Origin of the sequence: Tateyamaria armeniaca (genome assembly GCF_045797845.1) — a bacterium.
In the GTDB taxonomy this organism is placed as follows: domain Bacteria; phylum Pseudomonadota; class Alphaproteobacteria; order Rhodobacterales; family Rhodobacteraceae; genus Tateyamaria; species Tateyamaria armeniaca.
On record NZ_JBHDIY010000002.1, the window covers coordinates 639,189 to 661,707 of the forward strand.

18 protein-coding genes and 3 pseudogenes are annotated in these 22,519 nt (G+C 62.3%); 9 read left to right on the forward strand and 12 right to left on the reverse strand.

Annotated elements, in window-relative coordinates; genetic code table 11:
* Positions 1-77 precede the first annotated feature (77 nt).
* Both ACERZ8_RS03210 and ACERZ8_RS03215 read left to right on the forward strand, forming a co-directional pair.
* Positions 78-488, forward strand: coding sequence for a VOC family protein (locus ACERZ8_RS03210; protein ID WP_407590677.1), 411 nt, complete (start codon positions 78-80; stop codon positions 486-488).
* Positions 485-1,417: a 2-hydroxyacid dehydrogenase gene (locus ACERZ8_RS03215; protein ID WP_407590678.1), complete on the forward strand. Its 933-nt coding sequence runs from the start codon at positions 485-487 to the stop codon at positions 1,415-1,417. Before ACERZ8_RS03210 ends, ACERZ8_RS03215 begins: the two co-directional genes overlap by 4 nt.
* Positions 1,418-1,505: 88 nt before the next feature.
* Here the strand turns inward: ACERZ8_RS03215 and ACERZ8_RS03220 are convergent, their stop codons facing one another.
* The 6 genes from ACERZ8_RS03220 to ACERZ8_RS03245 form a co-directional block, all read right to left on the reverse strand.
* Complete coding sequence (locus ACERZ8_RS03220; RefSeq protein ID WP_407590679.1) at positions 1,506-3,521, reverse strand: M3 family metallopeptidase; 2,016 nt, start codon at positions 3,519-3,521, stop codon at positions 1,506-1,508.
* Between the two features lie 37 nt (positions 3,522-3,558).
* A complete protein-coding gene (locus ACERZ8_RS03225; RefSeq protein WP_407590680.1) occupies positions 3,559-4,614 on the reverse strand; it encodes a HesA/MoeB/ThiF family protein in 1,056 nt (351 codons plus the stop codon).
* Positions 4,614-5,075 carry a dUTP diphosphatase gene (gene dut, locus ACERZ8_RS03230; RefSeq protein ID WP_407590681.1) on the reverse strand — a complete coding sequence of 154 codons (462 nt, stop codon included), beginning with the start codon at positions 5,073-5,075 and terminating at the stop codon, positions 4,614-4,616. Before dut ends, ACERZ8_RS03225 begins: the two co-directional genes overlap by 1 nt.
* A gap of 46 nt (positions 5,076-5,121) precedes the next feature.
* On the reverse strand, positions 5,122-6,315 hold the full coding sequence (gene coaBC, locus ACERZ8_RS03235) for a bifunctional phosphopantothenoylcysteine decarboxylase/phosphopantothenate--cysteine ligase CoaBC (protein ID WP_407594145.1): 1,194 nt from the start codon (positions 6,313-6,315) through the stop codon (positions 5,122-5,124).
* A 129-nt stretch (positions 6,316-6,444) separates the two neighbouring features.
* A complete protein-coding gene (locus ACERZ8_RS03240; protein WP_407590682.1) occupies positions 6,445-7,224 on the reverse strand; it encodes a ChaN family lipoprotein in 780 nt (259 codons plus the stop codon).
* Complete coding sequence (locus ACERZ8_RS03245) at positions 7,221-8,099, reverse strand: RNA polymerase factor sigma-32 (protein ID WP_407590683.1); 879 nt, start codon at positions 8,097-8,099, stop codon at positions 7,221-7,223. Before ACERZ8_RS03245 ends, ACERZ8_RS03240 begins: the two co-directional genes overlap by 4 nt.
* Positions 8,100-8,191: 92 nt before the next feature.
* On the opposite strand from ACERZ8_RS03245, the gene cobU reads away from it, so the two are divergent.
* From cobU to ACERZ8_RS03265, 4 genes are all read left to right on the forward strand, one after another.
* The gene (gene cobU / locus ACERZ8_RS03250; RefSeq protein WP_407590684.1) at positions 8,192-8,713 is read left to right on the forward strand and encodes a bifunctional adenosylcobinamide kinase/adenosylcobinamide-phosphate guanylyltransferase; all 522 of its coding nucleotides are present in this window, start codon (positions 8,192-8,194) and stop codon (positions 8,711-8,713) included.
* Entirely contained in the window at positions 8,710-9,282 is a 573-nt protein-coding gene (locus ACERZ8_RS03255; protein WP_407590685.1) for a histidine phosphatase family protein, read from the forward strand. Before cobU ends, ACERZ8_RS03255 begins: the two co-directional genes overlap by 4 nt.
* Positions 9,283-9,341: 59 nt before the next feature.
* Positions 9,342-10,019 (forward strand): glutathione S-transferase, encoded by a 678-nt coding sequence (locus tag ACERZ8_RS03260; RefSeq protein ID WP_407590686.1) that lies wholly within the window; start codon positions 9,342-9,344, stop codon positions 10,017-10,019.
* 66 nt (positions 10,020-10,085) lie between these two features.
* On the forward strand, positions 10,086-11,597 hold the full coding sequence (locus tag ACERZ8_RS03265; RefSeq protein WP_407590687.1) for a YifB family Mg chelatase-like AAA ATPase: 1,512 nt from the start codon (positions 10,086-10,088) through the stop codon (positions 11,595-11,597).
* On the opposite strand, the gene ACERZ8_RS03270 is transcribed toward ACERZ8_RS03265, so the two are convergent.
* The 4 genes and pseudogenes from ACERZ8_RS03270 to rsmI all read right to left on the reverse strand — a co-directional run bounded on the left by ACERZ8_RS03270 (position 11,567) and on the right by rsmI (position 14,826).
* Positions 11,567-12,484, reverse strand: coding sequence for an alpha/beta hydrolase (locus ACERZ8_RS03270; RefSeq protein ID WP_407590688.1), 918 nt, complete (start codon positions 12,482-12,484; stop codon positions 11,567-11,569). The genes ACERZ8_RS03265 and ACERZ8_RS03270 overlap by 31 nt on opposite strands.
* Positions 12,481-13,415, reverse strand: a pseudogene (gene gshB, locus ACERZ8_RS03275) (glutathione synthase). Before gshB ends, ACERZ8_RS03270 begins: the two are co-directional and overlap by 4 nt.
* 106 nt (positions 13,416-13,521) lie before the next feature.
* The gene (locus ACERZ8_RS03280) at positions 13,522-13,944 is read right to left on the reverse strand and encodes a YraN family protein (RefSeq protein WP_407590689.1); all 423 of its coding nucleotides are present in this window, start codon (positions 13,942-13,944) and stop codon (positions 13,522-13,524) included.
* Between the two features lie 24 nt (positions 13,945-13,968).
* Positions 13,969-14,826 carry a 16S rRNA (cytidine(1402)-2'-O)-methyltransferase gene (gene rsmI, locus ACERZ8_RS03285; protein ID WP_407590690.1) on the reverse strand — a complete coding sequence of 286 codons (858 nt, stop codon included), beginning with the start codon at positions 14,824-14,826 and terminating at the stop codon, positions 13,969-13,971.
* An 89-nt stretch (positions 14,827-14,915) separates the two neighbouring features.
* Between rsmI and ACERZ8_RS03290 the strand changes: the two are divergent.
* Positions 14,916-16,104 (forward strand): annotated as a pseudogene (locus tag ACERZ8_RS03290) (penicillin-binding protein activator).
* Between the two features lie 28 nt (positions 16,105-16,132).
* Complete coding sequence (locus tag ACERZ8_RS03295) at positions 16,133-18,904, forward strand: [protein-PII] uridylyltransferase (protein ID WP_407590691.1); 2,772 nt, start codon at positions 16,133-16,135, stop codon at positions 18,902-18,904.
* Between the two features lie 6 nt (positions 18,905-18,910).
* On the opposite strand, the gene ACERZ8_RS03300 is transcribed toward ACERZ8_RS03295, so the two are convergent.
* Entirely contained in the window at positions 18,911-19,975 is a 1,065-nt protein-coding gene (locus ACERZ8_RS03300) for an AI-2E family transporter (RefSeq protein WP_407590693.1), read from the reverse strand.
* 290 nt (positions 19,976-20,265) lie between these two features.
* Between ACERZ8_RS03300 and murJ the strand changes: the two are divergent.
* Positions 20,266-21,803: pseudogene (gene murJ, locus ACERZ8_RS03305) on the forward strand (murein biosynthesis integral membrane protein MurJ).
* Here murJ and ACERZ8_RS03310 read toward each other — a convergent pair.
* Positions 21,800-22,516, reverse strand: coding sequence for a rhomboid family intramembrane serine protease (locus ACERZ8_RS03310; protein WP_407590694.1), 717 nt, complete (start codon positions 22,514-22,516; stop codon positions 21,800-21,802). The pseudogene murJ and the gene ACERZ8_RS03310 overlap by 4 nt on opposite strands.
* Positions 22,517-22,519: the final 3 nt, after the last annotated feature.

The window sequence follows — 22,519 nt, forward strand, 5'->3', positions numbered from 1 at the left end:
TGCGTCTGAGGGCGGTGTTGTGCATCCGACCCGTCTGGCGCTACACCGATCCCAGACACCGCAGACCGGAGTATCCCATGGCCCTGTTTCACCTCGCTTTCAATGTCCGCGATCTGGACGACACGCGTACATTCTACGGCGATCTGCTTGGATGTGCCGAAGGGCGCAGCACGGACACCTGGGTGGATTTCGATTTCTTCGGGCATCAACTTTCGTGCCACATTGGCACGCCCTTCGCCTCTGCCCCGACCGGCAAGGTCGGTGATCATGATGTGCCAATGCCCCACTTCGGCGCGGTACTGCCCATGCCCGAATGGCGCGCGCTGGCAGACAAGCTGACGGCGCACGGCGTCGACTTCATCCTCGCGCCACAAATCCGGTTCGAAGGAGAGCCGGGCGAGCAGAGCACAATGTTCTTTACTGATCCCGCGGGCAACCCGATCGAGATCAAGGGCATGTCCGACCTGGACGGGGCCTTCGCCACATGAGCGTCAATGTCCTGTTTGCCGCGAGCGAGGCGCGCTGGTCGGAATACGAAGGCCCCATGCGCGACGCCCTCGCTGCCGTCGGAGTAGAGGCGCATATCGCCACCGACATGGCACCCGGCGACGTGGATTACATCGTCTATGCGCCCAATTCGGACTTACAGGATTTCACTCCCTACACGCGGGCCAAGGCTGTGCTAAATCTTTGGGCGGGGGTCGAGGCGATTGTGGGCAACCCGACGCTGCACCTGCCGCTGGCCCGCATGGTGGATCCGGCCCTTACCCAAGGGATGGTGGAATGGGTGACGGGCCACATCCTGCGCCTGCATCTGGGAATGGATGCACATATCAACGCCGCCCCCGGCACGTGGAAACCCAAAGCGCCGCCGCTGGCCTTTGATACCCGCGTCACGGTTCTGGGGCTTGGTGAACTCGGGGCGGCCTGTGCCACGGCGCTCAGCCAGCTTGGGTTTGATGTGGCCGGGTGGAGCAGGTCGCCAAAAGAGATCAGCGGCGTCACGTGCCTGTCAGGACCGGACGGTCTGGACGAAGCGCTGCAACGCGCCGACTATTGCGTGCTGCTGCTGCCCAGCACCTCGGCCACCGAAAACACGTTGAATGCACGCACCCTCGCATTGATGCCCAAGGGCGCCCGCATCCTCAACCCGGGGCGCGGCCCCCTGATCGACGATGACGCGCTGCTTGCCGCACTGGACACGGGCCAGATCGACCACGCCACGCTCGACACCTTTCGTATCGAACCACTGCCCGCAGACCACCCGTTCTGGACTCACCCAAAGGTTACGGTGACCCCGCATGTGGCCTCTGAAACGCGGGCGGCCTATTCATCCAAGACCATCGCGGAAAACATCCGGCGGGGCGAGGCGGGCCGACCATTCCTCTACCTGGTGGATCGGCAGGCGGGCTATTGATCTTCTTCTGATCGGAAGTACCACGAGGGTTTTGGGGGCAGAGCCCCCATTCACAAAAATAGATAGCGTCGCGCAAGCGGCCTTTGGATCACGCAGCCGCCAGCCCGCGTCCCTTCAGCAACGCCTCTACTCCGGGCAAGCGCCCGCGGAAGGCCTTGTACAATTCGCCCGCATCCACTGACCCGCCCGTACTCAGAATGTGAGCCTCTAGCGCCTGCGCCTGTTCGGGATCAAACGGCCCCCCTGCCTCTTCAAATGCCGCGAAAGCATCGGCATCCATCACCTCGGACCACATGTAGCTGTAGTAACCCGACGAATACCCGTCGCCCGCAAACACATGCGCGAAATGCGGCGTGGCATGGCGCATGGAGATCGCATCTGGCATGCCAAGGTCTTTCAGAACCTCGGCCTGCTTTGCCATCGGATCAGCGGGGGCCGCACCATCATGGAACGCCAGATCAACGATGGCCGAGGCGACATATTCCACCGTCTGAAAGCCCATGTCATACGTCGCCGCCGCCAGCACGTTGTCGAGCAACGCCTGCGGCATCGCCTCACCGGTTTCGGCATGGACCGCATAGTCACGCAAGACTTCCGGCACCTCCAGCCAATGTTCATAAAGCTGGCTGGGCAGTTCCACGAAATCGCGCGCAACCGAGGTGCCGCTGACAGATTCGTAGGTCACATCCGACAGCATCTGGTGCAGCGCATGGCCGAATTCATGAAACAGCGTGCGCGCGTCATCATAAGACAGCAGCGCCGGATCGCCCTTGGCAAAGTTGCACACGTTGATCACGACAGGGGCCTGGACCTCGGGAAACTTGGCCTGCGCGCGCATCGCCGAACACCATGCACCCGACCGTTTTGATCCACGGGCGAAATAGTCGCCGATGAACACCGCCACATGTTTGCCCGCCCGCGTCACTTCCCACGCGCGGCAATCCGCATGGTAAAGCGGGATGTCGAGCGGTTTGAACTCCAGCCCGAACAGGCGGTTCGCACAGGCAAATGATGCCTCGATCATCTTTTCAAGCTGAAAGTACGGCTTCACTTCCGCCTCATCCAGATCGTGCAATTCCTTGCGACGGCGCTCCGAATAAAACCGCCAGTCCCACGGGGCGAGCGGGCCGTTTACGCCATCCTGCACCATCATCTGCTCCAGTGCCCAGGCGTCGGCCTCCGCCTGCTGCTTGGCAGGTTCCCACACGGCCATCAGCAGATCACGCACCGCCTCTGGCGTCTTGGCCATTTCCGTTTCCAGCTTGTAGGCGGCAAAATTTTCATAGCCGAGCAGTTTGGCACGCTCTTGGCGCAAGGCGAGTATCTCGGCAGCGATCTCGCGGTTGTCCGTTTTGCCTCCATTCGCCCCGCGCGCCGTCCACGCCTTGTAGGCTTTTTCGCGCAGATCACGGCGGGTGGAGAATTGCAGAAATGGCACAATCAACGAGCGGGACAAGGTCACGACAGGTCCGTCCACACCTTTTTCCTCACCCGCGGCACGGGCCGTGTTCACGACAAAATCAGGCAGGCCGACCAGATCGCCCTCGCTCAGTTCCATGAACCAGTCCCGCTCGTCGGCCAGCAGGTTCTGGGTAAAGGACGTGCCCAACTCGGCCAGGCGCCCCTTGATCTCTTTCATCCGCGCCTCGTCCGCACCTTCCAGCGCAGCGCCCGAGCGGACAAACCCACGATGGGTCAGCATCAAAACCCGCGCCTGCTCGTCCGTCAGATCCAGTTGATCGCGCGCGTCATAAACCGCAGCCACGCGGGCAAACAGGGCCTTGTTCCCTGATATCTCGGCAAAATGCGCGGCCAGTTTGGGCGAAAAATCCCGCTGCAGGGCTTCACGCGCCGGATTACTGTCAGCACCTGCGACCGTGTAAAACGTGCCCAGCACCTTGTTCAGATCGCGGCCCACCGCTTCCAACGCTTCGATCGTGTTGGCGAACGTGGCGGGCGCGTCAGATTGCGCAATCGCATCGATTTCAGCGCTGTGGCGGTCCAGCGCAACCGTCAGGGCGGGCGCAAAATCATCATCCGAAATGGCATCGAAAGAGGCGATCTGGAACGGCGTGTCCCAGTCCTGCAAAAGCACGTTGGTCATATGGGCAAACTCCTTTGCACATCATGTAAGGTGCAGATCAGCCCGCCGCCACCGCCGATCCGCATGCGGGGCAATCGGGTCGGCATTTTACCGCGATTTTGCGGCTCTCGCTATAAAGTGCATCGTAAATGACCATTTCGCCGCGCAGGGGCGCACCGGCACCGGTGATCAGCTTGACGGCTTCGACGGCCATCATCGACCCGACAACCCCAGGCAAGGGGCCAAGCACGCCCGCCTCGGCGCAAGAGGGGGCAAGGTCAGCGGACGGGGCCTGTGGAAAGACGCAGGCATAACAGGGAGCACCGTTGGCGGGATCAAAGACGCTCACCTGCCCTTCCCACTGCGTGAGCGCACCGGAAATCAGCGGAATGCCTGCATGTACGGCGGACGCATTGACCAGATAACGCGTATCGAAATTGTCGCTCCCATCGATGACCAGATCATAGTCGGCCAACAGCTCATCCGCGATCTCATCCGTCAATCGACGGTGATAGGGGCGCACGGTGACGAACGGGTTTTGCGCCTGCATCGCACCTTGTGCAGAGAAAACCTTGGGGGTGCCGATCTGCGCATCGCGGTGAATGACCTGCCGCTGCAGGTTGGTGTTTTCCACAACGTCGTCGTCAATGACACCGATGGTGCCGACACCGGCCGCCGCCAGATACTGCAACACCGGCGCACCTAGGCCGCCTGCCCCCACAACCAGTACACGCGCATCCTTCAGCGCCTTTTGACCCGCGCCGCCAATCTCGCGCAGCACGATGTGGCGGGCATAACGGTTAAGCTCGGTGTCGGAAAACGAGCCGTCCGGTGTCGGGGCGGCCTTGTCCTCTTCGGCCTTTGCGCGCCGACGCAAGTGGCGCAGACCCGTGCGGTAGGCCAGTACCAGTGCTGCAAACCCACCAAGGATCAGCCAGAAGGCCGGGCTTTCGCCCGTCGCCATCCGAACCGGATGCCCGACCGGCAGGGCCACCTGCAACGCCAGCACAAGAACATAGAGAAGGGCAATCATGTTCCACCGCGCGCGCCGCGGCACTTTCATCATCGCGCCTGCCCCCCACAGAAGGGCGGCGAATGCAAAAACAGGAATCATCAGGTGCGCCCCGTCGATCCAAAACCGCCCGCACCGCGATCGGTTTCATCAAGACTGTCGGCAAGGGTGAACGCGGCCTGCACAACGGGGGCCACGACCATCTGGGCGATGCGCATACCGTGGGTGATCTCAAACGGTGCGTCGGATGTATTAAGCACGATCACCCCCACTTCGCCCCGGTAGTCGCTGTCGATGGTGCCGGGGCTGTTGACCAGCGCAATCCCGTGTTTCAGCGCAAGGCCGGACCGGGGGCGCACCTGCACTTCAAACCCTTGCGGAATGGCCATGGCCAGCCCCGTGGGGATGAGGGCACGCTGGGCGGGGGCAAGGGTGATGCCCGTCTGACCGGGAAAATTCGCGCGCAGATCCGCCCCGGCGGCACCGGGCGTCTCATACGCAGGCAGGGGGATGGACGCATCCGACCCCGCGACCCGCATCAGTGTCAAAACAACCGGATCCATCTTCATCTCGCAAAATAAACTCAATTTCCGACCTGACCAGTGGCGATCAGGCCAAAGCGTCCGCGATGCGCTGCGCCAATTGCGCCGCCACATCGTCCTTGGACATCCGCGCCCAAGTCTCGGTCCCTGCGTCCGAGATCAGGACCACCGCATTTTCGGACCCGCCCATGATGCCCGTTTCCGGAGACACGTCATTGGCCACGATCCAGTCACAGCCCTTCCGCTCACGCTTGGCCGTTGCGTTTTCGATCACGTCATCGGTTTCAGCCGCAAACCCGACGACAAGCCCGGGGCGGCCTGCCTCCATCTGCGCCACGTGGGCGAGGATGTCGGGGTTCTCTGCAAATTCGAGGATCGGCATCTTGCCCGCCACTTTCTTCAACTTGCGCCCGCTTGCGCTGGCCACCCGCCAATCAGCAACGGCTGCTGCGAATACGGCCGCGTCCACGGGTAGTGCCGCCTCAACTGCGTCTTTCATCTCTTGCGCGGTCTCAACTGCGATCACCTCGACACCCCCAGGCGGGGCCACATCCGCGGGGCCGGTGACAAACACGACCTCGGCCCCCAGATCGGCCAGCGCCCGCCCAAGTGCTGACCCTTGTGCGCCGGATGACCGGTTGGCGATATAGCGCACCGGGTCAATCGGTTCATGCGTCGGACCAGAGGTGAGCAGCACACGCTTGCCCGCCAAGGGGCGGGGGCCAAAATGCGCCTCGACTGCGGCCACAATCTCAAGCGGTTCGGACATGCGACCGGGGCCGAATTCACCGCAGGCCATGTCGCCCTTGTTCGGGCCGACAATTGCAACACCATCACCCGTGATCTGCGCCAGATTGCGCTGGGTCGCGGCATGATCCCACATGCGCACGTTCATCGCGGGCGCGATCATCACCGGCGTGTCCGTGGCCAGCAACAGGGTCGAGGCCAGATCATCAGCCCGCCCCTGCGCCATCTTGGCAATTATGTCCGCCGTCGCCGGGGCCACAAGGATCAGATCAGCAGAGCGGGACAGCTGGATATGCCCCATCTCGGCCTCGTCCGTCAGATCAAACAGATCGCGAAACACCTTTTCCCCCGCAAGGGCAGAAACGGACAGAGGCGTGACAAACTGCTCTGCGGCGCGGGTCAGCACCGGGGTCACCGCCGCCCCGCGTTCGCGCAGACGACGGATCAGGTCGAGGCCCTTATAGGCCGCAATCCCGCCGGTCAGGATCAGCAATATGCGTTTGTCTTGCAGCATGGCCGTCACTCCGGCTGGTTTTTGGGCTGTGCGACCATATGACGACCAGTCGACAAGGGCCAGCCCCGGAACCATTGGGGGCCAGCCCCCAAACACCCGGGGATTTTCCAAATCAGAGAAGGGGACAGGTCAGTCCTGTTTCTGGAAGGCCAGACAGGGATCATCACGGTCCACGCCTGCCGTGAACTCGATCACATCAAAGGTCCCGGGTGGCGCAATTCCGTCTTCGCCCTGGCCCAGCGCCACAACGGTCAGGTCCGGCGCCGCTTGTTTGAGGTAAACGGGCATGCCCCAATCGGTGCGCGCATGGCCATTGCCTGTGATCACCACGACCGGCCCGCCGGTCAGCTCAAACGCCCGCAACGCCATCTTGGCCAGTTCCGCATCGCGCAGGCGCTGGATGTCGACCATCGTTGGTAACATGTCTTCGGGCAATGCGTCGCAATGGGCGGTCATCTGCATCGATTCTCGGGCCGCTTGCATGCCCTCATCGAGCGGCGTCGTCAGCCCATAGGCCCCAGCGCCGATGCCAAAGGCATAGGCCAGCCCATCGGTCATCGCCTCGCGCGCCATCGTGCGGGTCACCCCGGCACCAAACACGCGCGCATCGGGGGCGGCGGCAAAAATCGGATAATACATCGCAAAATCGGGCCAGCCGGTGTTTTCCCACCCAAAGGCCGCAGACAACGTCGCCTCGTCCGCGCCAGGCACATGGGCCAGCGCCTGCCCGTTTGTCAGCATCTCAAAGACAAGCGCCTTGGGCTGCACTTCGGCAACAATCTCGGCCTGCCGCGCGTGATGGTGCGGGTTGTCATGCAATTCACCCAGCACGACGACATCCGCAGAAAAAGGGCCCGCCGAAACAGGCAGGCCCAACATCAGACAGATGGAGAGGGCGGCGGCTCTCATACCAGAAAGTGGTGAACTTCGCGGCTCTGGTTCTCAAGAGACTTGCGCATCTTGCCGAATGCAGCGGCCTCAAGCTGGCGCACACGTTCCTTGGACAGGTTCAGTTCCGCGCCAAGGCTTTCAAGCGTCCGGGGCTGGTCGCGCAGCTTGCGTTCGCGCACGATGAAGCGCTCACGCTCGTTCAGGGAATTGAGCGCAGACAGCAGCCACGCGCGCAATTGTTCCGTGTCATGGCTGTGCTCAACCATCTCGTCGGCCTGCGCGCTTTCATCAACCAGAGCATCGATCCACTCGCGCCCCTCATCCTCGACCGACTGCGTGGCGTTGAGCGAATAGTCGGACCCCGACAAACGCCCTTCCATCATCTCGACATCGTGCAGCGGCACGCCAATCTCGGTCGAGATCATCTGGCGCATCTGGTGTTTGTCCAGCACTTCGCCTGCCGCAGCGCTTTCACGTTCAAGACGGGCCTGAACGCGGCGCATGTTGAAAAACAGGGATTTCTGCGAGGATGTGGAGCCTGTGCGCACCATCGACCAGTTGCGCATCACATAGTCCTGTATGGATGCCTTGATCCACCACACCGCGTATGTCGAAAACCGCACGCCCCGGTCAGGGTCGAACTTGTCTGCCGCTTTCATCAATCCCAGACCTGCTTCCTGAATCAGGTCGTTCATGGGCGCGCCATAGCGTTTGAACTTGGACGCCATCGATATGGCAAGACGCATGTAAGCGGTGATCAGGCGGTGCAGTGCAGCTTCGTCCCGGTCATCGCGCCACGCATAGGCAAGTCGCAATTCTGTCTCGGCATCCAGCAGTTCAGCTTTCATCGCTGTGCGAGACAGCGAAAATTCTCGGGCAGTGTCCAATGGCATCTCAATCATCCCCCTGTGGATGTTATGCTTGTTTTGCGCACTTGATATGATTACGCACGGGGTCGCCTATTGGTTCACTCACGAGGTCGAAAATGTTGCCTTCTTTGACCTTTGTGCTAGGCGGTGCCGCGTCGGGTAAATCACAGACAGCAGAAAAGATAATAATTAACAGCGGGTTAATACCTGTGTACCTCGCGACGGCCCGGATTTGGGATGATGAGGTTCAATCGAAAGTTGATCAGCACTGCGCCCGTCGCGGCCCGGAGTGGGTGACAATCGACGCGCCCGTCGACCTGACGGCGCCCCTGTCCCAAGCGACCCCCGACCAAGTGATCCTGCTGGATTGCGCGACGATGTGGCTGACCAATGTGATGCTGGATGAGCTGGATCTGGCAGCCGCTCAATCCGACTTGCTGGAGGCCCTCGCCGCCTGTGCCGCCCCGGTTGTGGTGGTCTCAAACGAAGTGGGGCAGGGGATCGTGCCGGAAAACGCCCTCGCCCGCCGCTTTCGCGAGGCGCAAGGGCGGCTCAACATTGCGCTGGCCGCGCAGGCCGATCACGTCCTGCATGTGGTTGCCGGTCTGTCACGCACGCTGAAAGGGGCAGCCCAATGACAACATGGCACTGGGTGCGGCACGGGCCAACGCATCAGAAATCCTTTACCGGGTGGCGCGACGCCCCCGCCGATCTGTCAGACAGTGCCACGGTGGAACGGCTGAGCGCCTACCTTCCCGAGAATGCACTGGTGATTTCTTCTGACCTCACCCGCTCCGTCGACACAGCCAGCGCGATCCAAGGCACCCGCACGCGCCTGCCACATGATCCCGGCTTGCGCGAATTCCATTTCGGCACGTGGGACGGGGTCGGCTTCGCAACGGTGGCAGACTGGCATCCGGACCTCAGCCGCGCCTATTGGGAAGAGCCGGGCGATCACACCCCACCCGGCGGAGAATGCTGGAACGCCTCAGCCGCACGTATTGCCACAGTGGTGCGCCGTATCGAAGCCGCGCAGCCAGAGGCCCACATTATTGCCGTGGCCCATTTCGGCGTGATCCTGACACAAGTGCAGGCGGTGCTGGGTCTGTCGGCCAAGGACGTGCTGGCCCACAAGATCGACAACCTGTCGGTGACGACCCTGATCCCCCGCGCAGGCCAGGCGACACATATCAATCACTGTCCGTGATGACGCGCGCCACAAATCAGCGTTGGTCAGAGGGCACGCCCGGCGCTAGCGTCCGCCCCATGACCTATGACCTCTATATCGGCGATCGCACCTTTTCGAGCTGGTCCCTGCGCGGCTGGCTGATGATGGAAAAGTTCAACATACCGCACCGCGTCCACTTGGTTGGCCTCTACGCCGGGACGATGACGGCTGACATGGCACATCTTGCGCCAGCGCGTCTGGTCCCCGCCATGCAGACGCCCGACGGCACCATCGTCGCAGAAAGCATGGCAATGGCCGAAACTCTGGCCGAAGCACACCCCGCATCAGACATGTGGCCCACAGACCCGGTGGCGCGTGCCACCGCGCGCTGGTTGTGTGCCGAGATGGCAAGTGGCTTTGGCGCATTGCGCGCTGAATGTGCGATGCAACTGCAGCACGTCAACGCAGGCTACACCCCTTCGGACGCAACGCGCACCGACCTTGCGCGCATCGAAACGCTCTGGGCCCATGCCGCACAGTTCAAGACAGACGGTCCATGGCTGTTCGGACGTTACAGCCTGGCCGATGCCTTTTACGCACCTGTCTGCGCAAGGATTGTCGGGTATGACTTGCCTGTTGGCGAAGCCGCGCAAACCTATTGCGCGACAACCATCAATGACCCGGCCTTCAAGGCATGGCGGGCCGAAGGACTAAAGGTCACTTACGACCCCTTTCCCTACGATATGGGCGTCGCCACAACCGACTGGCCCGCCTGAGATCGCGTTAACCAATCCTAAACCACCGCAAGCTAGCCATTAACCATCTTAGGTAAGGGTGAGCAGATGGTGGCACGGGCCTACACGGTGGCATTCCAGGGGGTCGAGGCGCGCGAGGTCGAAGTGCAATGCGCCATGACGCCCGGCCTGCCCGCCTTTTCCATCGTCGGCCTGCCGGACAAGGCGGTGTCAGAGGCCCGCGAACGGGTGCGCGCCGCGCTGACAGCGATGTCCATCGCACTGCCCTCGAAACGGATCACGATCAACCTGTCCCCCGCCGACCTGCCCAAGGAAGGCTCGCATTTTGACCTGCCCATCGCACTGGCGCTGTTGGCCGGGCTAGGCATCCTGCCCGCCGATGCGGTCGAGGGGACAGTGGCCTTGGGCGAATTGTCCCTCGACGGCACGCTTGTGCCGGTGCTGGGTGCGCTGCCCGCCGCGATGGCCGCCGCTGAACAGGATCGCGGCTTGCTGTGCCCCGCCGGATCGGGGTCAGAGGCGGCGTGGGTCGACGCCACGCGCGTGATTGCCGCGGCCACGCTGGCCGATGTCGTGCGCCACTACACAGGGCTGGTCCCGCTGGAACCCGCCAAGGCCGGACAGATCGCCAGCGGCACGGGCCTGCCCGACTTGCGCGACGTCAAAGGGCAGGAACGGGCCAAACGTGCGCTCGAAGTGGCCGCTGCCGGGCGCCATCACCTCCTGATGGTCGGCACGCCCGGCTCGGGCAAATCCATGCTCGCCGCACGCCTGCCCGGCATCCTGCCGCCTCTTTCCGCGATGGAGGCGTTGGAAACCTCGATGATCCACTCCCTCGCCGGATTGCTGGATGCAGGCGGTATCTCCATGGACCGGCCATTTCGCGAACCGCATCACACGGCCTCCATGGCGGCGATCATCGGCGGCGGGCGCGGCGCCAAACCGGGCGAAGTCTCCCTCGCCCATAACGGCGTGCTGTTCATGGACGAATTCCCGGAATTCCCGCGCACCGTTCTGGAAACTTTGCGCCAGCCCATCGAAACGGGCGAGGTGATGATCGCACGCGCCAACAATCATGTGAAATATCCCTGCCGGTTCATGCTGGTGGCGGCGGCCAACCCCTGCAAATGCGGATACCTGTCTGAACCCGCGCGGGCCTGCGGGCGCGCCCCGGCTTGCGGCGACGACTATATGGGGCGGATATCGGGGCCTTTGATGGACCGGTTCGATCTGCGCGTGGACGTCCCACCCGTCAGTTTTACCGATCTCGATCTGCCCAGCGCGGGCGACAGTTCGGCCGAGGTCGCAGCACGGGTGGCCACCGCACGCGCGCGCCAGTTGGCCCGGTTCGAAGACACATCGCACCGCTGCAATGCAGACCTCAGCGGCGCGGCGCTGGACGAAATGGCCGCACCGGATGACGAAGGCCGCACGTTGCTGACCCGCGTCGCTGACCGGTTCGGTCTGTCAGCGCGCGGCTATCACCGGGTACTGCGGGTGGCGCGCACCATCGCCGATCTGGACGGATCGGACACAGTGTGCAAACCCCACGTCGCCGAAGCGGTCAGCTACCGGGTCGGGGCACTCGCCGCCGTCTGATTGATCATCCATTGCGCGATGGCATCAAGTGTCGCGTGCGCCTCGGGGATAAGAGTGTGAAACATAGGCCAGACATGGGGCAAGTTGTGCTCGACCGTCAGGTCAACATCGACGCCCTGTGCGCGCAGCGCCTCAGCCATGCGCAAGGTGTCGTCGCGCAGAATCTCGGAATCTGAAACGGCCAGCCACACCGGTGGCGCGCCCGTGAAATCGGCATGCAACGGGCTGACGCGCGGATCGTCGACAGCCTGCCCGCACAAATACGCATCCACCATGGTCTTGAATCTGGACGGCGGCAGAATGACCTCGGATCGATCATTCTCGATCATGCTCGCCCCGGAAAAGGCGAAATCCGTGATCGGGGACAGGCCGAACACGCCTGCGGGCATGGGCGCTTTGATGGCGACCAACTGGCCCAGAACCGACAGGGCCAGATTGCCGCCCGCACTGTCGCCGCCAATGATGATTTGCGAGGGGTCAATCCCCTCGTCCAGCAGGGCCTGATACGCGGCCAGCCCATGATCGACCGCCGCCGGAAACGGGTGTTCCGGGGCCAGCGGGTATTCGGGGATCACAGCACAAAAGCCCGCCTTTTTCGCGAGATGTCCAGCCATCTTGCAAATCGTGCGCGGGCTGCCAAACACATAGCCACCACCATGGAAATACAGCAGTGTGGGCGCGTCCTGCAGGCGCTTGGGGCGCATTTCAAGGGCCGGGCGACCCGCCAGATCGCGCCAGTTGGGCGCAACAGCAAGAGACCCGCGAAAAAACAGCTGCGCCTTGATCTCAAAGCTGGCGCGCAACGCGCGCGGGCTGGTGGCATAGGTCAGAAACGTCCGCTCCGTCCAGCGCAGGTACTGGTTCAGCAGGTCCGAACGCAGGCTCACGCCAACCTGCCTTCAATGGCCACCCAGATCTTTTCGGCGATGTTGACGCCGTCGAACCGCTCAAGTTCCTGAATGCCGGTGGGTGACGTCACGTTGATCTCGGTCAGGTAGTCGCCGATCACGTCGATGCCGACAAACACCTGCCCCTTTTCCTTGAGCAGAGGGCCGATGCGGGAACAGATTTCCAGATCGCGCTCGCTGAGGCCGATCTTTTCCGGGCGCCCGCCCACATGCATGTTCGAACGGGTTTCGCCCGCCGCAGGGACGCGGTTGATCGCGCCCACCGGCTCACCGTCAACAAGGATCACGCGCTTGTCGCCATTGCTGACATCGGGCAGGAATTTCTGCACGATCAGCGGCTCGCGGCTGAAACCGGTGAACAGTTCGTGGAGCGACGACAGGTTGCGATCGTTGACATCAAGGCGGAACACGCCCGCGCCGCCATTGCCGTAAAGCGGTTTCAGGATGACGTCGCCATGCAGCGCCTTGAACGCCTTGATCGTGTCCAGATCGCGGGCGATGGTTGTGGGGGTGTGAGGTCTGGAAAATCCAGAACCAGCAGTTTTTCGGGAAAGTTGCGCACCCAGAACGGGTCATTCACGACCAACGCGTGCCCCTTGAGGCGATCCAGCAGATGGGTCGAGGTGATGTAATGCATGTCAAAGGGCGGGTCCTGGCGCAGCCAGACAACATCGAAATCGGCCAGATCGACCTCGCGCATTTCGCCGAGGTGCACGTGGTCACCTTGCACACGCTGAACGGTGAAATCCTGCCCACGCGCGGTGATGCGCCCAGCTTGATAGGCCAGGTGATCAGGGGAGTAGAAGAACAGACTGTGCCCGCGCGCCTGCGCCTCTTCGGCGAGGCGAAAGCTGCTGTCGGCGTTTATGTCCACGGCCCCGATCGGGTCCATCTGAAAAGCGATCTTCATGGCGCATCTCCGGCAAGTGTTCTGCCCTAGATGGCGCAGCTATGTCGGGGGTGCAATGAAAATGGGCTGTGCAAACGCGCACCGAACCGGGTTCAACGGCCTGCTGCTAGACCCAACCGCAGAACGCGTTTTCCAGAATCGACACTTGGGCGTGCTGATCCATCAGCGCCACGTCAAAACGGATATCCGTCAGATTGCCCTGTGGACGTGTGCCGACAAACTCCTCTGCCGATGCGAAAAGACGGCGCACCTGCGCAGGTGTGATATGGGACATGGCGGCTTCAAAACTGTGGCTTTTCTTGACTTCGACCATCACAACGCCCGGACCGTCTGCGAAAATCAGATCAATCTCGCCGCGCTTGCCACGCCAGCGCATTTCCAGCAGCACATAGCCGCGTGCGCGGTATTCTGCGGCAACCGCATCTTCGGCCGCCAATCCCGCCAGATAGGACATGCGCCCACGGCTTTCGCGTCCAAGCGCAATGGCAGAGCCACTGTCAAATTCACGAGGGGCAGGCGCATAGGTCATCGCATCATCCTTTGGTCGTCTACATCAGTCTCGCGCGAGAGAAAGTGCCTGCTGATATACTTTCCGTCTGGGCACATTGAATGTTTCAGCCACGAACGCCGCCGCATCCTTCACAGACATATCCCGCAACGCTGACTCTAGGGCCGATTCGATGTCTTTTTCATTAACAGCCACCTGCGCCCCCCGCCCGATCAGCACCACGACCTCCCCTTTCACGTTTGCACTGGCATAGTGCTGTGCCAGCGCCCCCAACGTGCCGTGCCGTGTTTCCTCAAATTTCTTTGTCAGTTCACGACACACTGTGGCAGGCCTGTCTTCGCCCAGAACATCGGCCGCATCACGCAGCATCGCGCCCAGCCTTTTGGGGGATTCATACATGACCAGCGTGGCCTTTGTCCCCGACAGGTCCGCCAGCGCCGCTTTGCGCCCGCTTTTGGCAGCAGGCAGGAACCCCGCAAAATGAAAGGCATCCGTGGGCAATCCCCCGACAACCAGTGCCGTCAACACAGCCGACGGGCCGGGGGCACATGTGACGGCAACGCCTGCGCTCCGTGCGGCACGCGCCAGTTCAAACCCCGGATCGGCAATCAGCGGCATGCCCGCCTCGGACGCATAAGCCACGCTTTCCCCCGCACCTGCCCGTTCGACAAGGCGCGCAACCACGGCCTCCTTTGAATGCTCGTGCAGCGCCTCGATCCGGCGCCCGTTCAGCGGAACACCGTGTATATCCATCAATTTGCGCAGGGATCGCGTGTCTTCTGCCACCAGCACGTCCGCCGAGGCCAGCACATCCAGCGCCCTGAGCGTAATGTCGCGCGCCGTCCCGATCGGGACCCCGACAAACCACAGTCCACCGCTCAGAACGACCTTGAGATGATTCAACGCTGGACCCGCCTTTTTGTACGTTTATTATCCGCCCAAATGGAGCGGGCCAGAAGTGCACCGCCCGGGACAGCTGGGAGAGAGTTTTCATGTTTGCGTTTTTCAAGTCTCTGCGCAAGGCGACACGCCGCGCCATACTGCCCTTTGCGGCCCTTGCACTTGCCGCCTGCGACCCGGCAGCGCTTGGCGGATTGGGAGGCGGCGGCGGTGGCCCGTCGATTGATGCAACCAAACCTGTGCCCGTGGCCCTGCTTGTCCCGCGCGGATCGGGTCAGGCCAGTGACGACCTGCTCGCCAAGAACCTCGAAAACGCCGCCCGTCTGGCGATGCGTGATCTGAACGGGGTCGAGATCGACCTGCGTGTCTATGGCACCGCCGGAAACGCGCAGACCGCCGCCAATCAGGCCGCCGCTGCGATCAATGACGGCGCGCGGATCATCCTTGGCCCGCTTTATGCCGAGGCCGCAAATGCCGCCGGTGTCGCAGCCGCCGCCGAAGGCGTCAACGTGCTGGCCTTTTCCAACAATCCGACCATCGCGGGCGGCAATGTCTTTGTCCTTGGAGCAACCTTTGACAACACGGCCAACCGGCTGGTCAGCTACGCCGCATCACAGGGCAAGAACCGCATCGTCGTCGTCCACGCCGATGATGTGGCAGGACAGTTGGGGCGCAACGCCATCACGCAAGCCATCGCGCGCAATGGCGCATCGCTTGCAGGCACCGTCGACTACCCGCTGTCCCAGCAGGGGTTGATCGCCGCCGTGCCACGGATCAAGGCGACGGTGGACAATGCCGGCGCCGACAGCGTGTTCCTGACAGCGGCCCCATCCGCCGGTCTGCCCCTTCTGACACAGCTTTTGCCCGAGGCGGGCGTGTCGCCCACCAGCACGCAGTATATCGGCCTGACCCGCTGGGACATCCCGTCCCAGACGCTGGACCTGCCGGGCGTTCAGGGGGTGGTTCACCCTGCCCGACCCGAACCGAAGCATCGCCTTCAACAACCAGTACCAGGCCGCCTATGGCAGTGCGCCCCACCCGCTTGCAGGCCTCGCCTTTGACGGGATCGCAGCCATCGGGGCGCTGGTCAGCCGGGGCAACGCAAATGCGCTGTCGCGCTCTGCCCTCACACAAGGGTCGGGGTTTCAGGGGGCATCGGGCATCTTTCGGCTGCGCGGAGACGGGACCAATGAACGCGGGCTGGCCATCGCCACCGTGCGCAACAACCAGGTTGCCATCATAAGCCCCGCACCCGGTGGATTTGGTGGGGCAGGATTCTGAGCATTCACCGACCCCGCACGAGCATGTTGTGAGCGATATTGCCCTGCACGCGCCTGTCGCGCCTGCGCCCAAACTGATCTGTGAGGCCAGCGATATCTTTGATACCGCCGCGTTTGATGCGTTGCTGGACGCGGCTGTTGCGGACAATGCCAAGGGCGCGCGAACTGACATCCTTGCGCACCTGAAGGCGGCGCAAAAGGCTGGGCGCGCGCGCATTGCTGATGCGTTTCGGGCTGACCCATTTAACGCCCGCCCCACAACGCGGGCCTATTGCTATCTCGCCGATTGTCTGGTCGGTGCGGCGTTTCGCACGGCAAATCTGTTGCTGCATCCCAACCCGACCCCGACCAAGGGCGAGCGGATTGCCGTGCTGGCCGTCGGGGGATACGGGCGGGGCGAAATGGCACCCTTTTCAGATGTCGATCTGCTGTTCCTGACGCCTTACAAAATCACACCCTGGGCCGAAAGCGTGATCGAGGCGACCCTCTACATGCTTTGGGATCTCAAGCTCAAGGTCGGCCATTCCAGCCGCACGGTGCGCGATTGCATCCGACTGGGGGGCGAGGATTTCACGATCCGCACCGCCATGCTGGAACATCGGTTCTTGCTTGGCGATTCAGCGCTGGCAGATGAACTGGACACGCGCCTGCGCGCCGACCTTTTTGCAGGCACCGAACGGGACTTCATCCGCGCGAAACTGGCCGAACGCGAGTCGCGCCACATTCGGCAGGGGCAGCGCTATGTGGTCGAACCCAACGTTAAGGAAGGCAAGGGGGGCCTGCGCGACCTGCAATCCCTGTTCTGGATCGGCAAGTATATCTACAAGGTGCAGGACGCCGCAGAACTGGTGCCACTGGGCCTGTTCACGGACGAGGAATTCGACACCTTCGTCAAGGCCGAGGATTTCCTGTGGGCCGTGCGCTGTCATTTGCACCTTCTGACGGGGCGGCCCACTGAACAGCTTACCTTTGACATGCAGGTCGCCGTGGCGGATGCCATGGGATATGAGGACAAGGCCGGGCGGCGCGGCGTTGAAATCTTCATGCAGACCTATTTCCTTGAGGCCACGGATGTGGGCGATCTGACACGCATCTTCCTGACGGGGCTTGAGGCGGTGCACCTCAAGGACGAACCGCTGCTCGAACGGCTGTTCAAACGTAAACCACGGGTCAAACCCGGCTACGCCGTGATCCACAACCGCCTCGCCATCGAAAACGACACCGCCTTTCTAAGCGACAAGCTGAACCTCCTGCGCATCTTCGAAGAGGCGTTGCGGACCGGGATGCTGATCCATCCGGACGCGATGCGGCTGATCAAATCCAACCTCGATCTTATCGACGACGAAATGCGGCGCACACCCGAAGCGCAGGGCATCTTTATCGATCTGCTGCTGAAACACGGCAATCCGGAACGCGCATTGCGCCGGATGAACGAACTGGGGGTGTTGTCGGCCTTCATCCCCGAATTCGAACACATCGTCGCGATGATGCAGTTCAACATGTATCACAGCTATACGGTCGACGAACACATCATCCAGTGCATCGCGCAACTGGCCAAGATCGAGAAAGAAGAGCTGGTCGAGGACCTGCCTGTCGCCTCCTCCATCCTCAAACGCGGTGTAAACCGGCGGGTGCTGTACGTGGCCCTGTTGCTGCATGACATCGGCAAGGGGCGCTCCGAAGATCACTCGATCCTTGGCGCGCAGATGGTGCGCAAGATCGCGCCGCGTCTGGGCCTGAAACAGGAGGACGTGGACACCGCCGAGTGGCTGGTGCGCTATCACCTCCTGATGTCGGACATGGCCCAGAAACGCGACATCGCCGACCCGCGCACCGTGCGTGACTTCGCCAAGGCGGTGCAGACCGTCAAACGGCTCGATCTGCTCTGTGTTCTTACGGTCTGCGATATCCGCGGCGTTGGCCCCAATGTCTGGAACAACTGGAAGGCGGTGCTGATCCGCGCCCTTTACCGGCAGACCAAGCGCGCGCTGGAAGACGGGATGGAGGCGCTGACCCGCGACAATCGTGGCACCGAGGCCAAGAAGGCGCTGCGCGAGGCACTCTCGGACTGGCCGCGCAAGGATCTGCAGATCGAAACGGCGCGCCACTACGAACCCTATTGGCAGGGCCTGCACGTCACCGCCCACGTGGCTTTTGCCAAACTGCTGCGCAACGCCGATGAATCCGGGATCGCCATAGATCTGCACCCGGATGAGGATCGCGACGCAACGCGCATCTGCTTTATCATGCCCGACCATCATGGCATCTTTGCCCGCCTGACGGGCGCGCTGGCGCTGGTCGGGGCCAACGTGGTGGACGCCCGCAGTTACACGACAAAGGACGGGTACGTGACGGATGCGTTCTGGGTTCAGGACGCAGACGGCAACCCATTTGATCCATCTCGCCTGCCGCGCCTGCGCAAAATGATCGAACGCACCCTGGCCGGAGAGGTCGTGACGCGCGATGCCATCCGCGACCGCGACAAGATCAAGAAGCGCGAAAAAGCGTTCAAGGTGCCCACCCACATCACCTTCGACAACGAAGGGTCCGACATCTACACCATTATCGAAGTCGACACGCGCGACCGCCCCGGCCTGCTGCACGATCTCACACGCACGCTTGCGGCCAGCAACGTCTACATCGCCAGTGCGGTGATCGCGACCTATGGCGAACAGGTGGTGGACACGTTCTATGTCAAGGACATGTTCGGGCTGAAGTATTTCTCGGAAAGCAAGCAGGCGAGCCTTGAGAAAAAGCTGCGCGCGGCCATCGCCGAAGGCACCGAGCGGGCCGAGGGGTAGGGCCGCCTACGGCTCGCTGTCCGCCGCGCCCAGGAAACTGCCGATGGTCTTCATGCTCTCGACATTGTCGCAGATCACCTTGAACACCAGCAGGAACGGCACCGCGACCAATGCCCCCGCGATACCCCATAGCCAACCCCACAACACGACGGTCAGGAACACCGCAACCGTGTTCAACTCAAGGCGCTTGCCCACCAGATAGGGGGTCACGAACTGTGCCTCGAACGAGCTGAGCAGTTGATAGACCAGCGGGGCGAGCAATGCGTAAGACAGGCTGTCAAAGCTGAGGATCGCATAGGCCCCGATCAGAACCGACCCGATGATCCCACCCAGTATCGGCAGGAAATTCAGCAAAAAGGCGGCGATGCCCCAGATATAGGCGTATTCCAGACCGATCAGCCACATGGCGATACTGACACACACGCCAAGGGCCGCGTTGATGACCGTGATCGCCAGCAGGTAACGCGATACACGCCGCTCGATGTCATAGACAGTGTTGAGCGCGCGTTTCTTCTCGCTCATCGTACCAAAGGCGCGCACGATCTTGCGATAGAACAGATCGCCAGACGACAACAGGAACAGGGCGAGGATCAGTGCCACGACAATTGATGTGGCTGTACCAGCGGCGACGGAAAAGGCCGAGTCCATCAGGCCCGGCTGGCTGACAATGACCTCCTGCGGCCCAGCGTCAGTATCGCTGGCAAGCGATTCCACCTCTGCCGAGGCATCTTTGACGCGCTCAATCGTTTCGGTCACACCGCTTAGCTTGACGCGCAATTCCCGCATGATCTGCGGGGCATCGCGTGTCCAGGACGACACCGTTTCGCCCGCAAACAGGATCACAGCCGAAATCGCCGTGGCCACAAGCGTGATCAGAAAGGTCGCGGACAGCGCCGCCGGTATACCGACGCGCTGTGCGCCACGGTTGAGGGGGCTGAGGGTCAGCGCAAACAGAAACCCGAGAAGGACGGGAAGCAGCAGGTCACGCGCAAAATAGACCACCACGAAGGTGGCGAGCGTCGCCAGAATGGCGGCGCTGATGCGAAGTGCACGAATGTCTTCGTTCAACATATGTGACCGGCAAGGGCGCCGTCCCGATCCGCTGCTTTTTGGATTATCTCAAACCGAAAAACGACAGCACAGCGATGATGACCACAACCAGCCCGATGATGTAAATTAGTCTGTTCATGTCGTTCTTCCTTGTCATTTTAATGCGGCCAGACGTGACCTGCCCACTCTAACTCACCCGCCGCCATGTTCGTTCCATCCATGTTGCATTTTAATTCCGACACGTCCGAACGGGTGCTGCGGCGTGGTGCATGCTATTGCGCCGCTGACGCCCAAAGGCTACGCCAAAACCCATGAAACCGATCCGCCTCATGTCCGGGTTCCTGACCGTGGGCTTCTGGACACTGGCCAGCCGCGTGCTTGGCTTTGTGCGCGAGATCATGATCCTGTCGCTGATTGGTCCGGGCCCGCTGATGGACGCCTTTGTCGCGGCCTTTCGCCTGCCCAACATGTTTCGCCGCTTCTTTGCCGAGGGGGCGTTCAATGCCGCGTTCGTGCCGATGTTTTCCGCCAAGCTGGAAGGGGACGAGGACGCCGCCCGCTTTGGGCGCGACGCGCTCAATGGGCTGGCACTGGCGACGCTGGCGCTGACCGCCTTGGCGATGATCTTCATGCCTGCGCTGGTCTGGGCCACGGCGGGCGGGTTTGACGACAACCGCTTTGATCTGACGGTCGGATATGGGCGCATTGTCTTTCCCTATATCTTCTTCATGTCCCTATCGGCGCTGTTTTCCGGCATCCTGAACGCAACCGGGCGCTTTGCCGCCGCCGCCGCCGCGCCCGTCCTGCTGAACGTGTTTGTCATTGCTGCGATGACGCTGGCATGGGCCACCGGCGGCACAGTGATCACTTGGCTGATCTGGGTCATTCCCGCCGCCGGGATCGCGCAGCTTGCGCTGACCTGGGGGGCAGCGGCACAGGCGGGCTTTGGTCTGAAACTGGGCCTGCCGCGCTGGACACCTGACATGAGCCTGATGGTGCGGACCGCAGTGCCCGCCGCCCTTGCTACCGGTGTGATGCAGATCAACCTTGTCGTCGGGCAACTGGTCGCCAGCCAATATGACAACGCCGTCAGCTGGCTGTTCGCAGCCGACCGGCTTTATCAGCTGCCCCTCGGCGTGGTTGGCATCGCCGTGGGCATCGTTCTGCTTCCTGACCTGTCCCGCCGCCTCAAAGCGAATGACACAGGCGGCGCGCGCGAGGCATATTCCCGCGCGGGTGAGTTCGCGATGGCGCTGACCATCCCGTCGGCCATCGCGCTCATGGTGATCCCACTGCCCCTCGTGTCGGTCCTCTTCGGACGGGGGAGACGGGCGCCGACGATGTAGCCGCCATCGCGGTCGCCGTCGCCATCTACGGGCTGGGCCTGCCCGCATTCGTGCTTCAAAAAGTCGTGCAGCCGCAGTATTTCGCCCGGGGCGACACGCGGCGGCCCTTCCACTTTGCGCTGGTGGCCATGGTGATCAACGCAGGGATCGCAGTCGGCCTGTCGCCCATCGTTGGCTGGATCGCACCGGCGCTGGCGACAACCGTGGCGGGCTGGGCGATGCTGGGGCTGCTGTATCTGGGGCTACGCGGCATGGGCGACACAGTCAGCGTCGATGACCGCTATCGACGACGCCTGCCCCGCATTTTCGGGGCGTCCCTTGCGATGGGCGCCGTGCTGTGGATCGCGGCCATCATGCTCAAACCGGCACTTGGCACGGACTATGTGCGCTATGTCGCGCTGCTGGCCTTGATCGGATTGGGGGCGGGCAGCTATTTCGGAGCGGCACAGATGTTCGGCGCGCTCAAACTCTCGGAAATCAAAGGGGCCGTGCGCCGCCGCTAACGCCGCCGCAATGCGGACAGGACACGCGCCATGCCACCGGGAACGACAAAGGCGGTCAGGGCAAACCCCGCGACAAAGCCAGCCAGTTCACCGACCCAGGCATAGCCGACCTGAAACAGCATCCCGAAAACCAGCTGGATGCCCATCAGCACCCCGATCAGCATAAATGCCTGCCCCTGCGGGCCGCCACTGGCCACCTGCCGCTGCCAGTAAAGAAAGGTGTAAGTGCCGATCAGCCCATAGACACACGGGTAGGCCCCGACCAGCCAGGGCTGGTTGGTGAGCAGCCCAAACACCAGCGCACCAAAGATGCCGGACAAAAAGAACATCAGGACAACGGCCCAGCCGCCCAGAACCTCGCCCACCATCTTGCCCATGGCCAGCAGGATCACACCTGCGAACAGGGACGAGGTGAAGCTGCCGAACACAAAGGGATAGGTCACAAACCGCAGCATGTGCTCCGGCAGCAAACGGCCCTTTTCGACCATGAAATCAAAGGCCTCTCCCGAAAAGGAATAGGCATTGAGGGCATTAAGCCGCCAGCCCACAGCACCCGGCCCGCCCGCCAGACCAGCCTCGCCCGCGCTGAAAATCAGTTCCGGCAGTGCCAGCGCAGCAAACAGCAGCCACACGGCGGGCGGCAAGGGGTTCACGGGGCTGGGTTCACGGGTATAGGACATCGGCTTGGCCTGCTTGACGACTGTTGGCCCCATGGG